The 14,858-nt window shown below is 69.8% G+C and carries 12 protein-coding genes and 1 pseudogene; 7 read left to right on the plus strand and 6 right to left on the minus strand.

Annotated features, from left to right (window positions below; translation table 11 throughout):
- Window positions 1-390: 390 nt before the first annotated feature.
- A complete protein-coding gene (locus tag G361_RS0124950) occupies window positions 391-2,148 on the minus strand; it encodes a proline--tRNA ligase (protein ID WP_019929843.1) in 1,758 nt (585 codons plus the stop codon).
- 58 nt (window positions 2,149-2,206) lie between these two features.
- On the opposite strand from G361_RS0124950, the gene yaaA reads away from it, so the two are divergent.
- The 3 genes from yaaA to G361_RS0124965 all read left to right on the plus strand — a co-directional run bounded on the left by yaaA (window position 2,207) and on the right by G361_RS0124965 (window position 5,148).
- Window positions 2,207-2,950 (plus strand): peroxide stress protein YaaA, encoded by a 744-nt coding sequence (gene yaaA / locus G361_RS0124955; RefSeq protein WP_019929844.1) that lies wholly within the window; start codon window positions 2,207-2,209, stop codon window positions 2,948-2,950.
- Between the two features lie 254 nt (window positions 2,951-3,204).
- Window positions 3,205-4,701 (plus strand): three-helix bundle dimerization domain-containing protein, encoded by a 1,497-nt coding sequence (locus G361_RS0124960; protein WP_019929845.1) that lies wholly within the window; start codon window positions 3,205-3,207, stop codon window positions 4,699-4,701.
- A 69-nt stretch (window positions 4,702-4,770) separates the two neighbouring features.
- The gene (locus G361_RS0124965) at window positions 4,771-5,148 is read left to right on the plus strand and encodes an ankyrin repeat domain-containing protein (RefSeq protein ID WP_019929846.1); all 378 of its coding nucleotides are present in this window, start codon (window positions 4,771-4,773) and stop codon (window positions 5,146-5,148) included.
- 77 nt (window positions 5,149-5,225) lie between these two features.
- On the opposite strand, the pseudogene G361_RS51155 reads toward G361_RS0124965, so the two are convergent.
- The 3 genes and pseudogenes from G361_RS51155 to cobA form a co-directional block, all read right to left on the minus strand.
- Window positions 5,226-5,723, minus strand: a pseudogene (locus G361_RS51155) (Uma2 family endonuclease); the annotation flags it as partial.
- Between the two features lie 118 nt (window positions 5,724-5,841).
- The gene (locus tag G361_RS0124980) at window positions 5,842-7,329 is read right to left on the minus strand and encodes an MFS transporter (protein ID WP_019929848.1); all 1,488 of its coding nucleotides are present in this window, start codon (window positions 7,327-7,329) and stop codon (window positions 5,842-5,844) included.
- A 67-nt stretch (window positions 7,330-7,396) separates the two neighbouring features.
- Window positions 7,397-8,665 carry a uroporphyrinogen-III C-methyltransferase gene (cobA, locus tag G361_RS44825; RefSeq protein WP_052172900.1) on the minus strand — a complete coding sequence of 423 codons (1,269 nt, stop codon included), beginning with the start codon at window positions 8,663-8,665 and terminating at the stop codon, window positions 7,397-7,399.
- A 309-nt stretch (window positions 8,666-8,974) separates the two neighbouring features.
- Here cobA and G361_RS0124990 point away from each other — a divergent pair, with 309 nt between their 5' ends.
- The 4 genes from G361_RS0124990 to G361_RS0125005 all read left to right on the plus strand — a co-directional run bounded on the left by G361_RS0124990 (window position 8,975) and on the right by G361_RS0125005 (window position 12,826).
- Window positions 8,975-10,117, plus strand: a complete 1,143-nt coding sequence (locus G361_RS0124990; protein WP_036495716.1) for a phosphotransferase family protein — start codon at window positions 8,975-8,977, stop codon at window positions 10,115-10,117.
- Entirely contained in the window at window positions 10,114-11,217 is a 1,104-nt protein-coding gene (locus tag G361_RS0124995) for a hypothetical protein (protein WP_019929851.1), read from the plus strand. The genes G361_RS0124990 and G361_RS0124995 overlap by 4 nt, the downstream gene beginning before the upstream one ends.
- Before the next feature lie 55 nt (window positions 11,218-11,272).
- Window positions 11,273-12,304 carry a DUF2293 domain-containing protein gene (locus G361_RS0125000; protein ID WP_036495509.1) on the plus strand — a complete coding sequence of 344 codons (1,032 nt, stop codon included), beginning with the start codon at window positions 11,273-11,275 and terminating at the stop codon, window positions 12,302-12,304.
- Window positions 12,305-12,385: 81 nt separating this feature from the next.
- Entirely contained in the window at window positions 12,386-12,826 is a 441-nt protein-coding gene (locus G361_RS0125005; protein ID WP_019929853.1) for an Ig-like domain repeat protein, read from the plus strand.
- Between the two features lie 4 nt (window positions 12,827-12,830).
- Here G361_RS0125005 and G361_RS0125010 read toward each other — a convergent pair whose 3' ends face one another.
- Together G361_RS0125010 and G361_RS0125015 are read right to left on the minus strand one after the other, a co-directional pair.
- Entirely contained in the window at window positions 12,831-13,232 is a 402-nt protein-coding gene (locus G361_RS0125010; RefSeq protein WP_155981770.1) for a cobalamin biosynthesis protein, read from the minus strand.
- A gap of 122 nt (window positions 13,233-13,354) precedes the next feature.
- Entirely contained in the window at window positions 13,355-14,845 is a 1,491-nt protein-coding gene (locus tag G361_RS0125015; protein ID WP_369797929.1) for a cobyrinate a,c-diamide synthase, read from the minus strand.
- Window positions 14,846-14,858 lie beyond the last annotated feature (13 nt).

The raw sequence follows: 14,858 nt of genomic DNA on the forward strand, positions 1-14,858 counted from the left end.
CGAATCCATCACTGAATGCGCATATTTCGGTATGACCGTCGGCATGATCGGTCGGACCGATCGCAGGATTCGGATTCGCCGCGTTCAGGCAATCCCGGGTGGTGTGGGCTGATCAGGACACGAGCTGGGCCGTGTACGGGGCCTGGTCGCCGACCGTGACTTCACCGACGACGGCACCATCGAGGCGGCCGAGGTCCGCGACCGGCGATCCGTCACCCGACGCACCCGGGAGTGGTCTGTCCACGTCAGCACTCCCCTACGAACAGCGTCAGCCACCGACCGGGCTGTACCGCGGCGGTTGCTGATTCCGGCCCGCCTGCCTCACCGATGACGTCGGCATCGGTGAGGCAGGCGGTGGGGTCGCTGCCTACGGTCGGCGAGGGTGGAGGGTCAGGCGCGGGCCTTGGCGAGGACGGCGGTGACGGCATCGGTGGCCGGAACCTCGTCGTTGGTGCCGGCGAAACGGTCGCGGAGTTCGACCTTGCCGTCGGCCCAGCCGCGGCCGACGATGACGATCAGCGGCATGCCGAGCAGTTCGGCGTCCTTGAACTTGACCCCCGGGGAGGCGGTGCGGTCGTCGAGCAGGACCTCGAGTCCGGCGGCGTTCAGGTCGGCGGCGACCTGTTCGGCGCCGGCGCGGGCGGCGGCGTCCTTGTTGGCGATGACGACATGGACGTCGTAGGGGGCCACCGACCGGGGCCAGCGCAGGCCCTTCTCGTCGTGCATCTGCTCGGCGAGCACCGCCACCATGCGGGACACGCCGACACCGTAGGAGCCCATGACCAGGCGGATCGGCTTGCCGTTCTCGCCGAGCACGTCGACCTCGAAGGCGTCGGTGTACTTGTAGCCGAGCTGGAAGATGTGGCCGATCTCGATGCCGCGGGCGGCCGAGAGGGTGCCGCGGCCGTCCGGTGACGGATCGCCGTCGCGCACCTCGGCCGCCTCGATGGTGCCATCGGCGGTGAAGTCACGGCCGGCGACCAGGCCCACCACATGCTTGCCGGGGGCGTCGGCGCCGGTGATCCAGGCGCTGCCGGAGGCCACGCGCGGGTCGACCAGGTAGCGAATGCCGTTGTCCAGCAGCCCCTTCGGGCCGATATAGCCCTTCACCAGGAAGGGGTTGGCCTTGAAGTCCGCCTCGGTCAGCAGTTCGACCTCGGCGGGTTCGACCGCCACACCGAGACGCTTGTCGTCGACCTCGCGATCGCCGGGGACGCCGATGCCGAGGATCTCGGTCTTACCGTCCGGGTAGCGCAGCTTCACCATGACGTTCTTGAGGGTGTCGGCCGCGGTCACCGGGCGGCCCAGCACCTGATCGATCCCGGCCGCGTTGGCCCAGTCCACCAGGGTCGCGATCGTCGGGGCGTCGGGGGTGTCGTGCACCTGCGCGGCCGCCTGACCCTCGATCGGGATCGCGGGCGGCGCGGCGGTCACCACGGCCTCGACGTTCGCGGCGTAGCCCGATTCGCGGCAGATCACATAGGTGTCCTCGCCGACCGGGCTGTCGGCGAGGAACTCCTCGGAGGCGCTGCCGCCCATCGCGCCCGAGGTGGCCGCGACGATGACGTAGCTGACCCCGAGGCGATCGAAGATCCGCTGATACGCCTCGCGATGCGCGTTGTAGCTGGTCTTGAGGCCGTCCTCGTCCAGATCGAAGGAGTACGAATCCTTCATGATGAACTCGCGGCCGCGCAGGATGCCCGCCCGCGGCCGGCCCTCGTCGCGATATTTGGTCTGGATCTGGTAGAGCGTGACCGGCAGATCCTTGTACGAGTTGTATTCGCCCTTCACGGTGAGCGCGAACAGCTCCTCGTGGGTGGGGCCGAGCAGATAATCCTGTCCCTTGCGGTCCTTCAACCGGAACAGGCCGTCACCGTATTCGGTCCACCGGTTGGTGGTCTCGTACGGTTCGCGCGGCAACAGCGAGGGCAGCGAGATCTCCTGGGCGCCGATGGCGTCCATTTCCTCCCGGACCACGTTCTCGACCCGGCGCAGCACCCGCAAACCCAGCGGCAGCCACGAGTAGACCCCCGGCGCGATGCGGCGGACGTAACCGGCGCGGACGAGAAGTTTGTGGCTGGGCACCTCGGCATCTGCGGGGTCGTCACGCAGCGTGCGCAGGAACAAGTGGGACAGGCGGGTGATCACGGATGCACAGAGTAGCCCGTGCCCCGGCGATATCCACAAGGCATTACCGTATCGCCTCGTGCTGGTGCTGCTGCCTCCTTCCGAAACCAAGTCCGACGGCGGAGCGCTGGGTCCCCTGGACCTGGCGACCCTGTCGTTGCCGCAGCTCAACGAGGTGCGCGCCCGGCTGGTCGCGGAGCTGGAACAACTGGCCGGCCGCCCGGACACCGCCGCCCGCGCGCTGGGACTGGGTAAGGGGGCTGACGCCGAGCTGGCCCGCAACGCGGCACTGCGAAGTTCGGCGACCCGGCCCGCACTGGAGCGGTACACGGGCGTGCTCTACGACGCGCTCGACGTCGGCTCGCTCACCCGGGCGCAGCGCGCGAAGGCACATGCCCGGCTGGCGATCGGCTCGGCGCTGTTCGGCGTGGTGCGGGCCGCCGACCCGATCCCGGCCTACCGGCTGTCGGGCGGCTCGAAGCTGCCCGGCCTGCCGACCCTCGCCGCGCTGTGGAAACCGGTGCTGGCGCAGGCATTACGCGAGGAGACCACCGGCGAGCTGGTGGTGGACCTGCGCTCGGGCACCTATCAGCAGCTGGGCCGGGTGCCGGGCGCGGTCACCGCGACCGTCGTCACCGAACGGCCCGACGGCAAACGCAGTGTGGTGAGCCATTTCAACAAGCACCACAAGGGCCTGCTGGCCCGCGCTCTGGTGTGCTCGCGCAGTGAGCCCGCAGATATCGCCGCGGTGGCCCGGGTGGCCGAAAAAGCCGGGCTGCGTAGCGAGATCATCTCTCCCACCGAGCTGTTGGTGTTCACCTGAGTCGGTGCCGAGGTGAATTCCCGGTGCCCTCGGCGATAATCGTTATCGAATTCCGCACGACCGCTCGGCGTCGAAAAGCGTTGTCGATGATCTCGAAAAGGCCGTAGCCACAGCGTTATTGATGCGTGGTCTGTTCGGGATATATTGCAGTTCCTGGGAACACCCGCGGGTGTCCCGTAATGTTGGCGCGGCGCGGTGTAATTGCGGCGCATCCCAATGTGTGATCGTCGTCGATGATTGTCGAGGAGCTTGGCGTGGGTGTCGAAGCCACGGGAGACCACGGAGCCGGTGCCGAGGGGACCGGCAGCGGCTCGGTCGCGACGGTCGTGACGGCCGAATCGCGCACTGCCACAGCCGTTGCCGAGAAGGCTGCCCGTGAAGAGAAAGCGATCAAGGAGCTGACCGGGCGCCTGGTCCAGACCTACACCGAGACCTACTCCGCGGAGCGCGTGGAGAGTGCGGTCGGCGCCGCGCGGCGGCGATTCGACGGCCATGTCGTGCGCGACTTCGTGCCCATCCTGGTGGAGCGGATCGTGCGCCGCGAGCTGGACGGCAGCCCCGACGATCCGGACGCGGAAACCGCTGCCGCCCAGCCGGTTCCGGAGGCGCCCGCACCCTCGCCGATCGACCGGTTGCGCACGCTGGTATCGCCGCCGTGGACCGTCGGCAAGCTCGCGATCCCGGTCGCCGCGCTGATCGTGATCGTCATCGCGGTGGCGGCGAGCATCGGCGGTGGCGGCGGTGGCGGCACCACCGCTCCGGCCGCGGCCGCCGATCAGGTGCTCGTGCACGGCATCGTCGGATCGGAGAAGATGGGCTTCTTCGACGACCCGCGTGTCAAGGATGCGTTGGCCCGCAACGGGATACGCATCCAGGCCGATGCCGCCGGCTCGCGTCAGATCGCCACCTCGGTGGATCTGGACAAGTACGATTTCGCCTTCCCGTCGAGCACTCCGGCCGCCGAACGCATTCTGCGGCAACGGAATATCACCACGAAGTACACGCCGTTCTCGTCGCCGATGGCGATCGCCACGTTCGCCCCGATCGTCGATCTGCTGACCCGGGCCGGTGTGGTGAAGCCCGGACCGGTGCCGACCTTCGACATGAACCGGTACCTCGACCTGACCCAGCACGGCACCCAATGGGACCAGTTGCCGGGCAACACCGAATATCCGGTGAACAAGAGCCTGTTGATCGGCACCACCGATCCGCGTACCTCGAATTCCGCGGCGATGTATCTGGCCGTCGCCGGATATGTGGCGAACGACAACTCGATCGTGCGCGGTCAGACCGCCGAGGATTTCGTGCTCGGCAAGGTGGCGCGGTTGTTCACCAAACAGGGCTACACCGAGAACACCAGCGAGGGCCCGTTCGCGGAATACCTGCAGGCCGGTATCGGCCCGGCCCCGATGGTGTGGATCTACGAGGCCCAGTTCGTCGAGGCGGGTGTGCAGGGCAAGCTGAAGCCCGATATGCAGCTGCTGTACCCCGGTCCGACCGTGCTCTCGCGCCACACCGTGGTGCCGCTGACGCCGGCCGGCGACCGCATCGGCCGGCTGCTGTCCACCGATCCGGAACTCCAGCAGCTGGCGGCCGAACACGGGTATCGCACCGACAGTTCGACCCAGTTCACGAAGATCGCCACCGATCACGCGATCCCCGTGGCCACCGATATCGCGAATGTGGTCGATCCGCCGGCGTACGACACGCTGGAACACCTGCTCGACGGCGTCGCGAAGTCCTACAACTGACCACCCGGCCGCACCGGCGCGCATCCGGTGCGGCCACATGGTAGTAGTGGCCTGGTGGAGACCGAAGGTATGGATCCGGAACTGGTCGAGCTGGCGTCGAAGGTGTTCGGCCTGGCCCGGGCCGGTGACGCGGCGGCGCTCGCCGAGTACGTGGACGCCGGTGTGCCGGTGAACCTGACCAACGACCGGGGTGACACCCTGCTGATGCTGGCCGCCTACCACGGCCACACGGATGCGGTGCAGACGCTGCTGGACCGCGGCGCCGATCCCAACCTGGGCAACGATCACGGCCAGACCCCCGCCGCCGGTGCGGTGTTCAAGGGTGAGGACGCGATCCTGCGGGCCCTGCTGGCCGCGGGCGCGGATCCGTCCGCCGGTTCGCCCTCGGCGCGGGACGCGGCCATGATCTTCGGTAAGACCGAATACCTGCAACTGTTCGGCAACTGATCCGGCGCGACGCCGTCCGGATCGGTGAGGGTGGTGCGCACCGGATACGGCACCGCGGTCGACAGTGTCCCGGTGTGCACGGTGGCCGGCGACGGCCGGTACTCCCCCGACTCGTGATCGAGCCAGAATTCGTGGACCAGCGGCCGCTCGTCGTGACCACGCTCGACCCGCCAGTAGTGACCGATACCCGCGGCGGCGTACAGCGCGGGTTTGCGATACCAGACATCGGTGCCGCCGCGGCCCGGCGCGATCTCGACCACCAGCGCCACGGCCGCAGGCGGAATCGGTTCGGCCACATAGAGATCCGCCATGGTCTGGTCGACGACCAGCAGATCGGGACGGACCGGATTGCGGTCGTCGATGCCGACGCACTGATCGGCGAGCACCGCGTACGGCGCCCGCCGCACCGAGCCCAGCGCCGCGAGCAGCGCATCCCGGACCCGGCGGCGCCAGTGGTCCTCCCGATCGCGGACCACGAGCATCCCGTCGGTCAGATCCCAGTCGAACGGTAGCGGCCGATCCCGTAACTCTCGATAGCGCCAGCCCCGCGGCGGCAACTGCGGCCGATGGATCATCGCGACACCCCCTCGATCGCTCGATTTCTGCTACCGCCACGCTAACTCGCGTGCGCGCCCCGCGCAGCAACCGAGCGACAGCCGCACACCTCGGCCGGCAGCCGCACCCCTTACCGGCTCAGGACTGCTGCGCTTCTTCCTGCGCGTGCTGGGCCTCGGCGAGCTGACCGGGGGTGTAGCGAATGGTGAGCACGATGAGGATGAAGACCACCGACAGCACCGCGCAGATGAACAGCACCAGGGTGTAACCGCTGCTCAGCGCCGAGATCTCGGAGGTGGTCAGGGTTCCGGTGGTACTCCTGCGGCCGCCCAGGGACAGCGTGCGCGACAGCGCGATCGGGCTGAACATGCCGACCGCGATCGGGCCGCCCAGACTCAGCGCCATCTGGCCGATGGCGGTCAGCGGGCCGACATTGCTCGGGGGCACGCCGACCAGCAGGCACAGCGGGATCAGCACGATCATCACGCCGACGCCGAAACCGATCACCATGAGCAGCGACACCAGCGTCGGCGAGTAGTCGACGTACTGGTCGAGCGTGGAGCCGAACAGCAGACCCGCCGCGAGCACCACGCCGGCGGCGGACAGCAACCAGCGCGGCCGGAACATCAAGGCGAGTTTCGTGGCGATCGCGCTGCCGATACCGACCCCCAGCGTGAACGGAATGGCCGCCACGCCGGCGATCAGCGGGCTGTAGCCGAGCACGTTCTGCAGGAATTGCGCGACGTAGAAGGTCATCGCGCCCATACCGCCACCGGCGAGCAGCAGCGCGAGCAGCGTCGCCACCCGGTCCCGGCTGCCGAACAGCGACCACGGCAGCAGCGGATTGCCCGCGTAGCGCTCGGAGAGGATGAACACGATCAGCAGCAGCAGGCCCACCGACGCGGAACCGACGATGATCGGATTGTGCCAGCCCAGATCCGGTCCCTCGGTGGCGCCGAAGACGATGCCGACACAGCCCAGGGTGCCGAGTACGGCGCCGCGCGCGTCCAGGGCGAGCCGATGGTGTTCGGTGTCGCGCAGGTAGAGGACGGCGCCGAGCGCGATCAGCAGGCCGATCGGCACATTGATCCAGAAGATCCAGCGCCAGCTGAACTGGGTGAGCGCACCACCGACGACCAGACCGCCGATCGAGCCGATTCCCGCCATCGAGCCGAAGATCGCGATCGCCTTGTTGCGCACCGGCCCCGGTTCGAAGGTGCTCGCCACCAGCGCCATGGCGGTCGGCGCCGCGATCGCCGCGCCCGCGCCCTGGAGCGCGCGGGCCCCGATCAGCATCCAGTCCGCCTGGGCGGTCCCGCACAGCGCGGACGCGATCGTGAACAGCCCGACACCTATGATCAGCATGCGTTTGCGGCCGAAGGAGTCACCGAGCCGCCCGCCCAGCAGCATCAGCCCGGCGTACGGGAGACCGTAGGCCGTCACCGTCCAGGCGCTCGCCGAGCTGGACAGGCCCAGCTGCTCCTGCAGTCGCGGAATCGCGAAGATGACGACGGTGCCGTCGAGGATCACCATCAACTGCAGACCGCTGAGCACCAGGATGGGCAGTCCGAAGGCGCGGTTCGTCACCGGGTACTGCGTCGTCGTTGCCGCGGGGTTGTCCAGCACAGTGAGTCACTGTAACCGATGCCGATGAGGGGCCGGCACGACCGCGCGGCCCGGTACCCTCCGGCTATTACCGGGCTCCCGAGGTCGACGGCTCGGGCCGCGCGGCCCCGGCCGTGAACCCGGCGGTCGGGCCGATGACCACGATCGCGGGGGGCCGGATACCCTCCGCGCGGACTCGTTCGGCAACCGTGGCGAGTTCCGCGCGCAACACCCGCTCGGTCCGCAGACTGCCCTCCTGGACCACCGTCACCGGGGTGCCGGCGGGACGTCCGCCGGAGATCAGGGCCGCGGCGAACTGCTCGATCCGTTCCACCGCCATCAGCAGCACGATCGTGCCGCGCAGCCGGGCCAGCGCGGGCCAGTCGACCAGGGAATCCGGATGATCGGGCGCGACATGGCCGGACACCACCACGAATTCGTGGGTGACGCCGCGGTGGGTGACCGGGATGCCGGCCAGGGCGGGAACCGAGATGGCGCTGGTCACGCCGGGCACCACCGTCACCGGGACGCCCGCCGCGACACACGCCTCCAATTCCTCGTAGCCGCGGCCGAACACGTACGGATCGCCGCCCTTGAGCCGCACCACGAACTTCCCGGCCTTGGCGCCCTCGACGAGGGTGGCGTTGATGGCCTCCTGGGCCATCGCGCGGCCGTAGGGGATCTTGGCCGCGTCGACCACCTCGACGTCGGGGCCGAGTTCGGCGAGCAGTTCCGGCGGCGCGAGACGGTCGGCGACGACCAGGTCGGCGCGGGCCAGCAACCGGCGGCCGCGGACGGTGATCAGGTCCGGATCGCCGGGGCCGCCGCCGACCAGGGCGACGCCGGGTGCGACCGGATCCGAATCACCGGTCACCACACCGGATTGCAAGGCCTCGAGCACTGCCGTGCGCACGGCGGCCGACCGGCGATGACGGCCACCGGCGAGTACGCCGAGGGTCATACCGTCGTAGCGGGCCGTGGCGGGAGTCACGGCGGTACCGAGGCGGGCGATGTCGGCGCGCACGCAGAAGATACGGCGCGCGGTGGCCTCGCCGACGATGGCGGCGTTGGTCTCCGGTTCGTCGGTGCAGGCGATCGCATACCAGGCGCCGTCGAGATCGCCGTCGGCGTAGTCGCGCTGGTCGACGGTGATCTGCCCGGCCGCGGCCATCCCCTCGACGGCCGGGGTGACCGCCCGGCTGATCACGTGCACATCCGCACCGGCGGCGATGAGCAACGGCAGCCGGCGCTGGGCAACGCTACCGCCACCCACGACGATGACCCGGCGCCCGGCGAGATCTATCCCGACCAGGTAATTCGGGTCTCCTGCATGCTGGTCGTCTGGTGTGTTCGGCACGAACAGCGAGATTACGGCGTGCCGCGGCACCGGCCGCACGCACCGTGCGGTCTGCACCGCACCCCCGGGCCCGGCGATCCGGACCACCCCGTCGAATACCACAAGAACACGTTGCAGATGCCGCAAATGTGCCGCGGGGTCCGATCACCGGACAACGGCCGGATCGGCGGCCGATTTCACCGCGCCACCACGTTGAAACACGTTACATTCCTTCCACCGCGTCGCCCGGGCCGTCGACATCCGCCCGAGGCCGCGGCGCATGCCGCGCAGTACGGCGTGCCGAGCGTTCCCGGCGTCGAGGAGGACAATATGGCGGCCGAATCCGATCCAGAATTCGAAACACGGCGGCAGTTGACCACCAGCGAACGCGATCTCGACGATCTCGCCGCGCGGCTCACCGACTGGCTGGCGGACCGGATCCCCGCCGACTCCGCGCCCGTGATCACGGAGGTCAGCCGGCCGCAGTCCAGCGGCCTGTCGAGCACCTCGGTACTGTTCCGGGCGTCGTGGCAGCGCGAGGGCCGCACCGAATCGGGTTCGTACGTCGCGCGGCTCGCCCCGGAGGCCGGATCGTTCCCGGTGTTCCGGCACTACGACCTGGCCGCCCAGTACTCGGTGATGGCCGCGGTCGGGCAGCGCTCCGATGTGCCGGTCCCGCCGCTGTGCTGGCTGGAGACCGACGAATCCGTGCTCGGCACACCGTTTTTCGTGATGGGCCGGGTGGACGGGCGTATCCCCGAGGACAATCCGCCCTACGTGTTCATCGGCTGGCTGTTCGACGCCACCACCGACGAGCGGGCACGACTGGCGCACAACACCATCGACATCATCGCCCGCCTGCACGCCATCCCCGATCCGGAGTCGGCCTTCCCCGCGCTGCGCGCCGGCGGTAGCGGGCTGCGCGCGCACGTCGACGCCACCCGTGCCTGGTACGACTGGGCCCTGGCTGCGGACGGTTATCGAATTCCGTTGCTGGAGAGGGCCTTCGACTGGCTGGAGCAGCACTGGCCGGCCGAGCCCGGACCGGACGTGCTCAGCTGGGGCGATTCCCGGCCCGGCAACATCATCTTCGACGGCTGGGATCCGATCGCGGTCCTGGACTGGGAGATGGCGGCGATCGGGCCCCGCGAACTGGATGTGGCGTGGCTGATCTTCATCCACCGGTTCTTCCAGGATATCGCCACCGGTTTCGATCAGCCCGGTCTGGCCGACTTCCTGCGTCGCGCGGACGTGGTCGGCGACTATGCGGAGATCACCGGATATCACCTGCGGGACATGGACTTCCATCTGGTCTACGCGGCGCTGCGGCACGGCGTCGTGATGGCCAGGATCAAGCGCCGGATGATCCATTTCGGCGAGGACACCGACACCGCCGACCGTGACGACTACATCATGCACCGGGCCGCGCTCGAGGCGCTGCTCGACGGCACCTACGAATGGGATCGACCATGAACTTCCCTGTCCCCCTGGACGAATACCCCATCCACCAGACCCCGCTGTCGCTGGGCCGCGTCGCGAGCAGCGACCGGAACTTCTACGACCGCTGCTATTTCAACGCCCACGACCGCGCCGGCGGCACCATGCTCATCACCGGCTTCGGCATCTATCCGAATCTCGGTGTGCGGGACGCCTACGCGGCGGTCCGCCGCGGCGACACCCAGCACGCGGTCCGGTTCTCCGACGCGCTCACCACGCGCGATCTGGACCAGCGCGTCGGCGGCTACCGCATCGAGGTGCTGGAACCGCTGCAACGCATCCGGATCGTCTGCGAGCACGAGGATCTCGGCTTCGACCTGACCTGGACCGGATCGTTCCCGGCGGTCCAGGAACAGCCGCACCTGATCCTCAACGGCAGTCGGCCGATCATCGAGGCCAGCCGGTTCGCGCAGCTGGGCACCTGGTCCGGCACCCTGGCGGTGGGCGGCACCGACCTGACCGTCACCCCGGATCTGTGGCTCGGCAGCCGCGACCGCTCGTGGGGTATCCGCCCGGTCGGCGAGGCCGAACCGCCGGGACGGGCGGCGGACGAACCGGCCGGCGGCTTCTGGTGGCTGTACGTGCCGCTGCGATTCGAGGATTTCGCGATCGTGGTGATCGTGCAGGAGAATCCGGACGGTTTCCGCACCCTCAACGATGCGGTGCGGATCTGGCCGGACGGCCGGATCGAGCAGCTGGGCTGGCCGCGTGTGCACATCGAATACCGTTCCGGCACCAGGATTCCGGTGGCGGCGCGGCTCGATCTGACCGCGGCCGACGGCAAGCCGCTGGAACTGGAGATCCGCCCGCACACCTTCACCGCGTTGCACATCGGCTGCGGTTACGGCGGCGACCCGGACTGGACACACGGTCAGTGGAAGGGCCGGGACTGGTCGCTGAGCAGCACGTACGACCTCACCGATCCGGCCGTCGCGGGCCGGGTGCCGTGGGGCGTGATCGACCATGTGGCCCAGGCCCGGTGCGGCGACGCCGAGGGCTGGGGGCTTTTCGAACACGCCAGCGTCGGCCGCCACGACCCCACCGGCTTCGCGGACTGGATGTCGGTGGCGCCCTGAGCGGTCGCACCCGGCCCGCGGGAGCTGTCGGTCCCGTCGGCTATGGTCCCGGGTCATGGCCTCGTTACGGAGTCGAGTGCACCAGGCCGCCGAGGCGGCGCTGACCCAGCGCAAGTACGCGTCGGCGGTCGACGTGTACACCCGGCTCGGCTGGCTGCGTTCCACCCAGGTGGACCAGTGGCGGCAGGGCCGGGCCGCCACGCTCGAACGCCTGGCCGCCGTCGACGGCGCGCGCCTGCGCGAGGCGGCGGAGTTGTTGCGGGAGTGGGCCCAGCAGCGCGGTCTCGACTCCAGCGAGACCGCCTACCTGTCCAGCGCGCGCGACCAGGAACCACTGGCCTTCGTCGCCCAGGGTGACGATCCGATCTTCCGGATCCATTGGCTGTCCGCGGATCTCACCCCGGCCCGGCGCGAGCAGTTGGTGCGGCGGCAGAACAAGGCGCCGGATCTGGTGGTGGTCGCCGCCGAGCAGCCGTTCACCTGCGTCGAATGTGCCGACACCGGTTCGTATCTGATCATGTCGGCCACCGGTCCCCTGTGCCTGACCTGCGCCGATCTGGACCATCTGGAATTTCTGCCCGCCGGTGACGCGGCCCTGAGCCGCCGCGCCAAGAAGGAGAGCACCCTCGCCGCAATCGTGGTGCGGCTCAATCCGCGGCGAAAACGCTACGAGCGCAAGGGAATTCTCATCGAGGAGCAGGCCCTGGCCCGCGCCGAGCAGCAATGCCTGGCCGACGAGGAGGCCCGGGAGCGGCGCCGCGATCGTGACCGGGTGCGCCGCGACGCCCAGGATGTCGAGTTCCAGGCCCGCTTCGCCGCGGAGATCCGGCGGCTGTTCCCCGGCTGCCCCGCCGATCGGGCCGGCGAGATCGCCGACCACGCGGCGGTGCGCGGCAGCGGCCGGGTGGGCCGCAGCGCCGCGGCGAAGGTGTTCGACGCCGAGGCGGTCACCCTGGCCGTCATCGCGTCCGTCCGGCATCGCGACACCGATTACGACCGGATGCTGATGGACGGCGTGGCGCGCATGGACGCGCGGGCGGCGATCCGACCCGATCTCGATCGGGTACTGGAATCCTGGCGGGGCTGAACGGAGCTGGTAGCCTGCCAACCCGACTCACTCCCGGTCTCGATCGGGCCGGGTAACTGGCACAGCGGAAGGCAGGGCGGTATGCGCGTTTTCGAGATGTCACGCAACACGGCCGGTGTCGTGCTCACGGCGGCGGCGCTGGCGGCGCCGCTGGGGTCCGCCTCGGCGGCCCACGCGGCGGTCACCCCGATACTGCAGGTGGCGATGACGGGTTCGGTGCTCGGCGTCGCCAATACGGCGTCGGTCGGCTGTCGGCAGGTCGCGCACGCGACACTGCACAATCCCGACGGCAGTCCGGTATCCGGGGGCAGCGTCGACTTCTTCAGCCATCTCAACGGCCAGGCCGGCAATGTGGTCGGCACCGTGCCGGTCAGCAACGGCGCGGCCGAGATCTCCTGGGTTCCGGATGCCCCCGGCACCCATGTGATCAGCGCGATGTACCACGACGGCGGCCCGGACTACCAGCCGGTCGCCGGTTCGATCACGATCAACGCCGTGAACCTCGGCGGCGCCTGCCTGTAGCGCGTCAGTGGGCGGCGGCCACCGTGACGTCGCCCACGACCCGCTTCGGCACGATCAACGTTCCGTCGGCCGCGGCGAGCAGCGCCGCGGCCTCGGCGACGCTCGCGGTGCCGACGGCCTCGGCCACCCGCGACGACGAGGCCGGTACCGGCACTTTCGCCAGCTCCGCCGCCGGGAACACCACGATCGGCACCCGGAGTTCCTCGGCCACCGCGATCAGCCCCGGTTCGCTGCCCCGCCGGTCGATGGTCGCCAGACATCCGATCTCACTGTCCCCCAGGCATTCCCGCAGCGCGGCGAGGATCGAGGGTCCGTCGGCACCCGGCCGTAACCCCACCCCGACGGACAGCGGCCCGTGCGCGCCACCCACATCCGGAGCACGGTTCGCCAGTTCTCGCCCGGTCATCGAATCCTCCTGCCACAGCTGACGCTCCCGCCGGCCCGTACCGTGATCGCCGATCGATCACCGGGCACCGGACCGGCACCGGATATCCGGGCCGGACGCGGTGTCGGCGGCTCCAAGAAATATCAGGCATCGACCGCATTCGATGCGAATTCGGTCGCGACGCTGACGAATCGGCCGATCGCGGCGGGATTGCCCGCCGGGTGGGTGTGCAGATACGAGGCATGCACACGGTGAACCAACGAGCCCTCCCGGGCCGCGCTGCCGTCCGGGGTGCGCCAGCCCCAGGCCGGGGTTCCGGGGGCGATGTCCACCAACCGGGTGCGGTGGAATTCGTGACCGCGCACCCGCGATCCGGCGGCCCAGAGCACCGAATCGGACAGCGCGACGGCGTCCCGGTAACCGAGGGTCAGTCGCGGGCCGAATTCGGCGGTGGCATCCACCACACCGGCCATCCGGTGACCGTCCAGGGATCGGGTGAGATACAGGAGGCCCGCGCATTCGGCGTGGACGGGCAGGCCGCGCCGCGCGGCCGCCGCGACGGCCGTGAGCAGCGGCTCGTTGGCGGCCAGCGCGGCGGCATGCTCCTCCGGGAAGCCACCGGGCAGTACCAGACCGGCTGTGCCGGTGGGCAACTCGTCGCGCAACGGATCGAAGACCACGACCTCCGCACCGGCCGCGGACAGGAGTTCACGATGTTCGGCGTATCCGAAGGTGAAGGCGGCGCCACCGGCGACCGCGATCACCGGGGGCCGATGCGGGCCGGCGGCGGCCGCGACCGGGACGTTCCGGTCTCCGGCGTGCGTCGCCGAGTCGGCTCGATTCGACTGTCCGGCAACAGTTTCGCCGTCGGCGGCGAGCGGGGTTCCCGATCGGGTCTCCGCGGCCGGATCCCACGCCGGGCCCGGAACCCGGGAGGCGGCCAGCGCCACGACCGCGGGCAGATCGATGTGTGCGGCAACCAGTTCCGTCATCGCGTCCACCGCCGACCGGGCGGCAGTGCCGTGTTCGACGGCCGGGATCAGGCCCAGATGCCGTGAGGGGACGGCCAATTCGGCCATGCGGGGTAGTGCGCCGAGTACCGGCAGGCCGACCCGGTCGCAGGCGGCCCGCAGCACCTCCTCGTGCCGAGCGCTGCCGACCCGGTTCAGGATCACGCCGCCGAGCCGGATCTCGCTGGAGAAGGTGGCGAAGCCGTGCAGCAGCGCCGCCAGGCTCTGACTGTGCCCGCGGGCGTCGACGACCAGCAGTACCGGAGCACCCAGGGTCGCGGCGATCTGGGCGGTCGAACCCTCGGCGACCGGTCCGGGGAAGTCCGCGTCGATACGGCCGTCGAACAGGCCCATCACGCCCTCGACCACGGCGATATCGCAGCCGCGGCTACCGTACCGATACAGCGGGGCCACCCGCTCGGCGCCGACGAGTACCGGGTCCAGGTTGCGGCCGGGACGGCCCGCGGCCAGGCCGTGATAGCCGGGATCGATGTAGTCCGGGCCCACCTTGAACGGCGCGACCTCGTGTCCCGCGCGGCGCAGCGCGCCGATCAAACCCGTTGCCAGCGTGGTCTTTCCGCTACCGGAGGCGGGAGCGGCGATCACGATCGCGGGGACGCTCACGACAGACTCCACG

Source organism: Nocardia sp. BMG111209 (genome assembly GCF_000381925.1).
In the GTDB taxonomy this organism is placed as follows: domain Bacteria; phylum Actinomycetota; class Actinomycetes; order Mycobacteriales; family Mycobacteriaceae; genus Nocardia.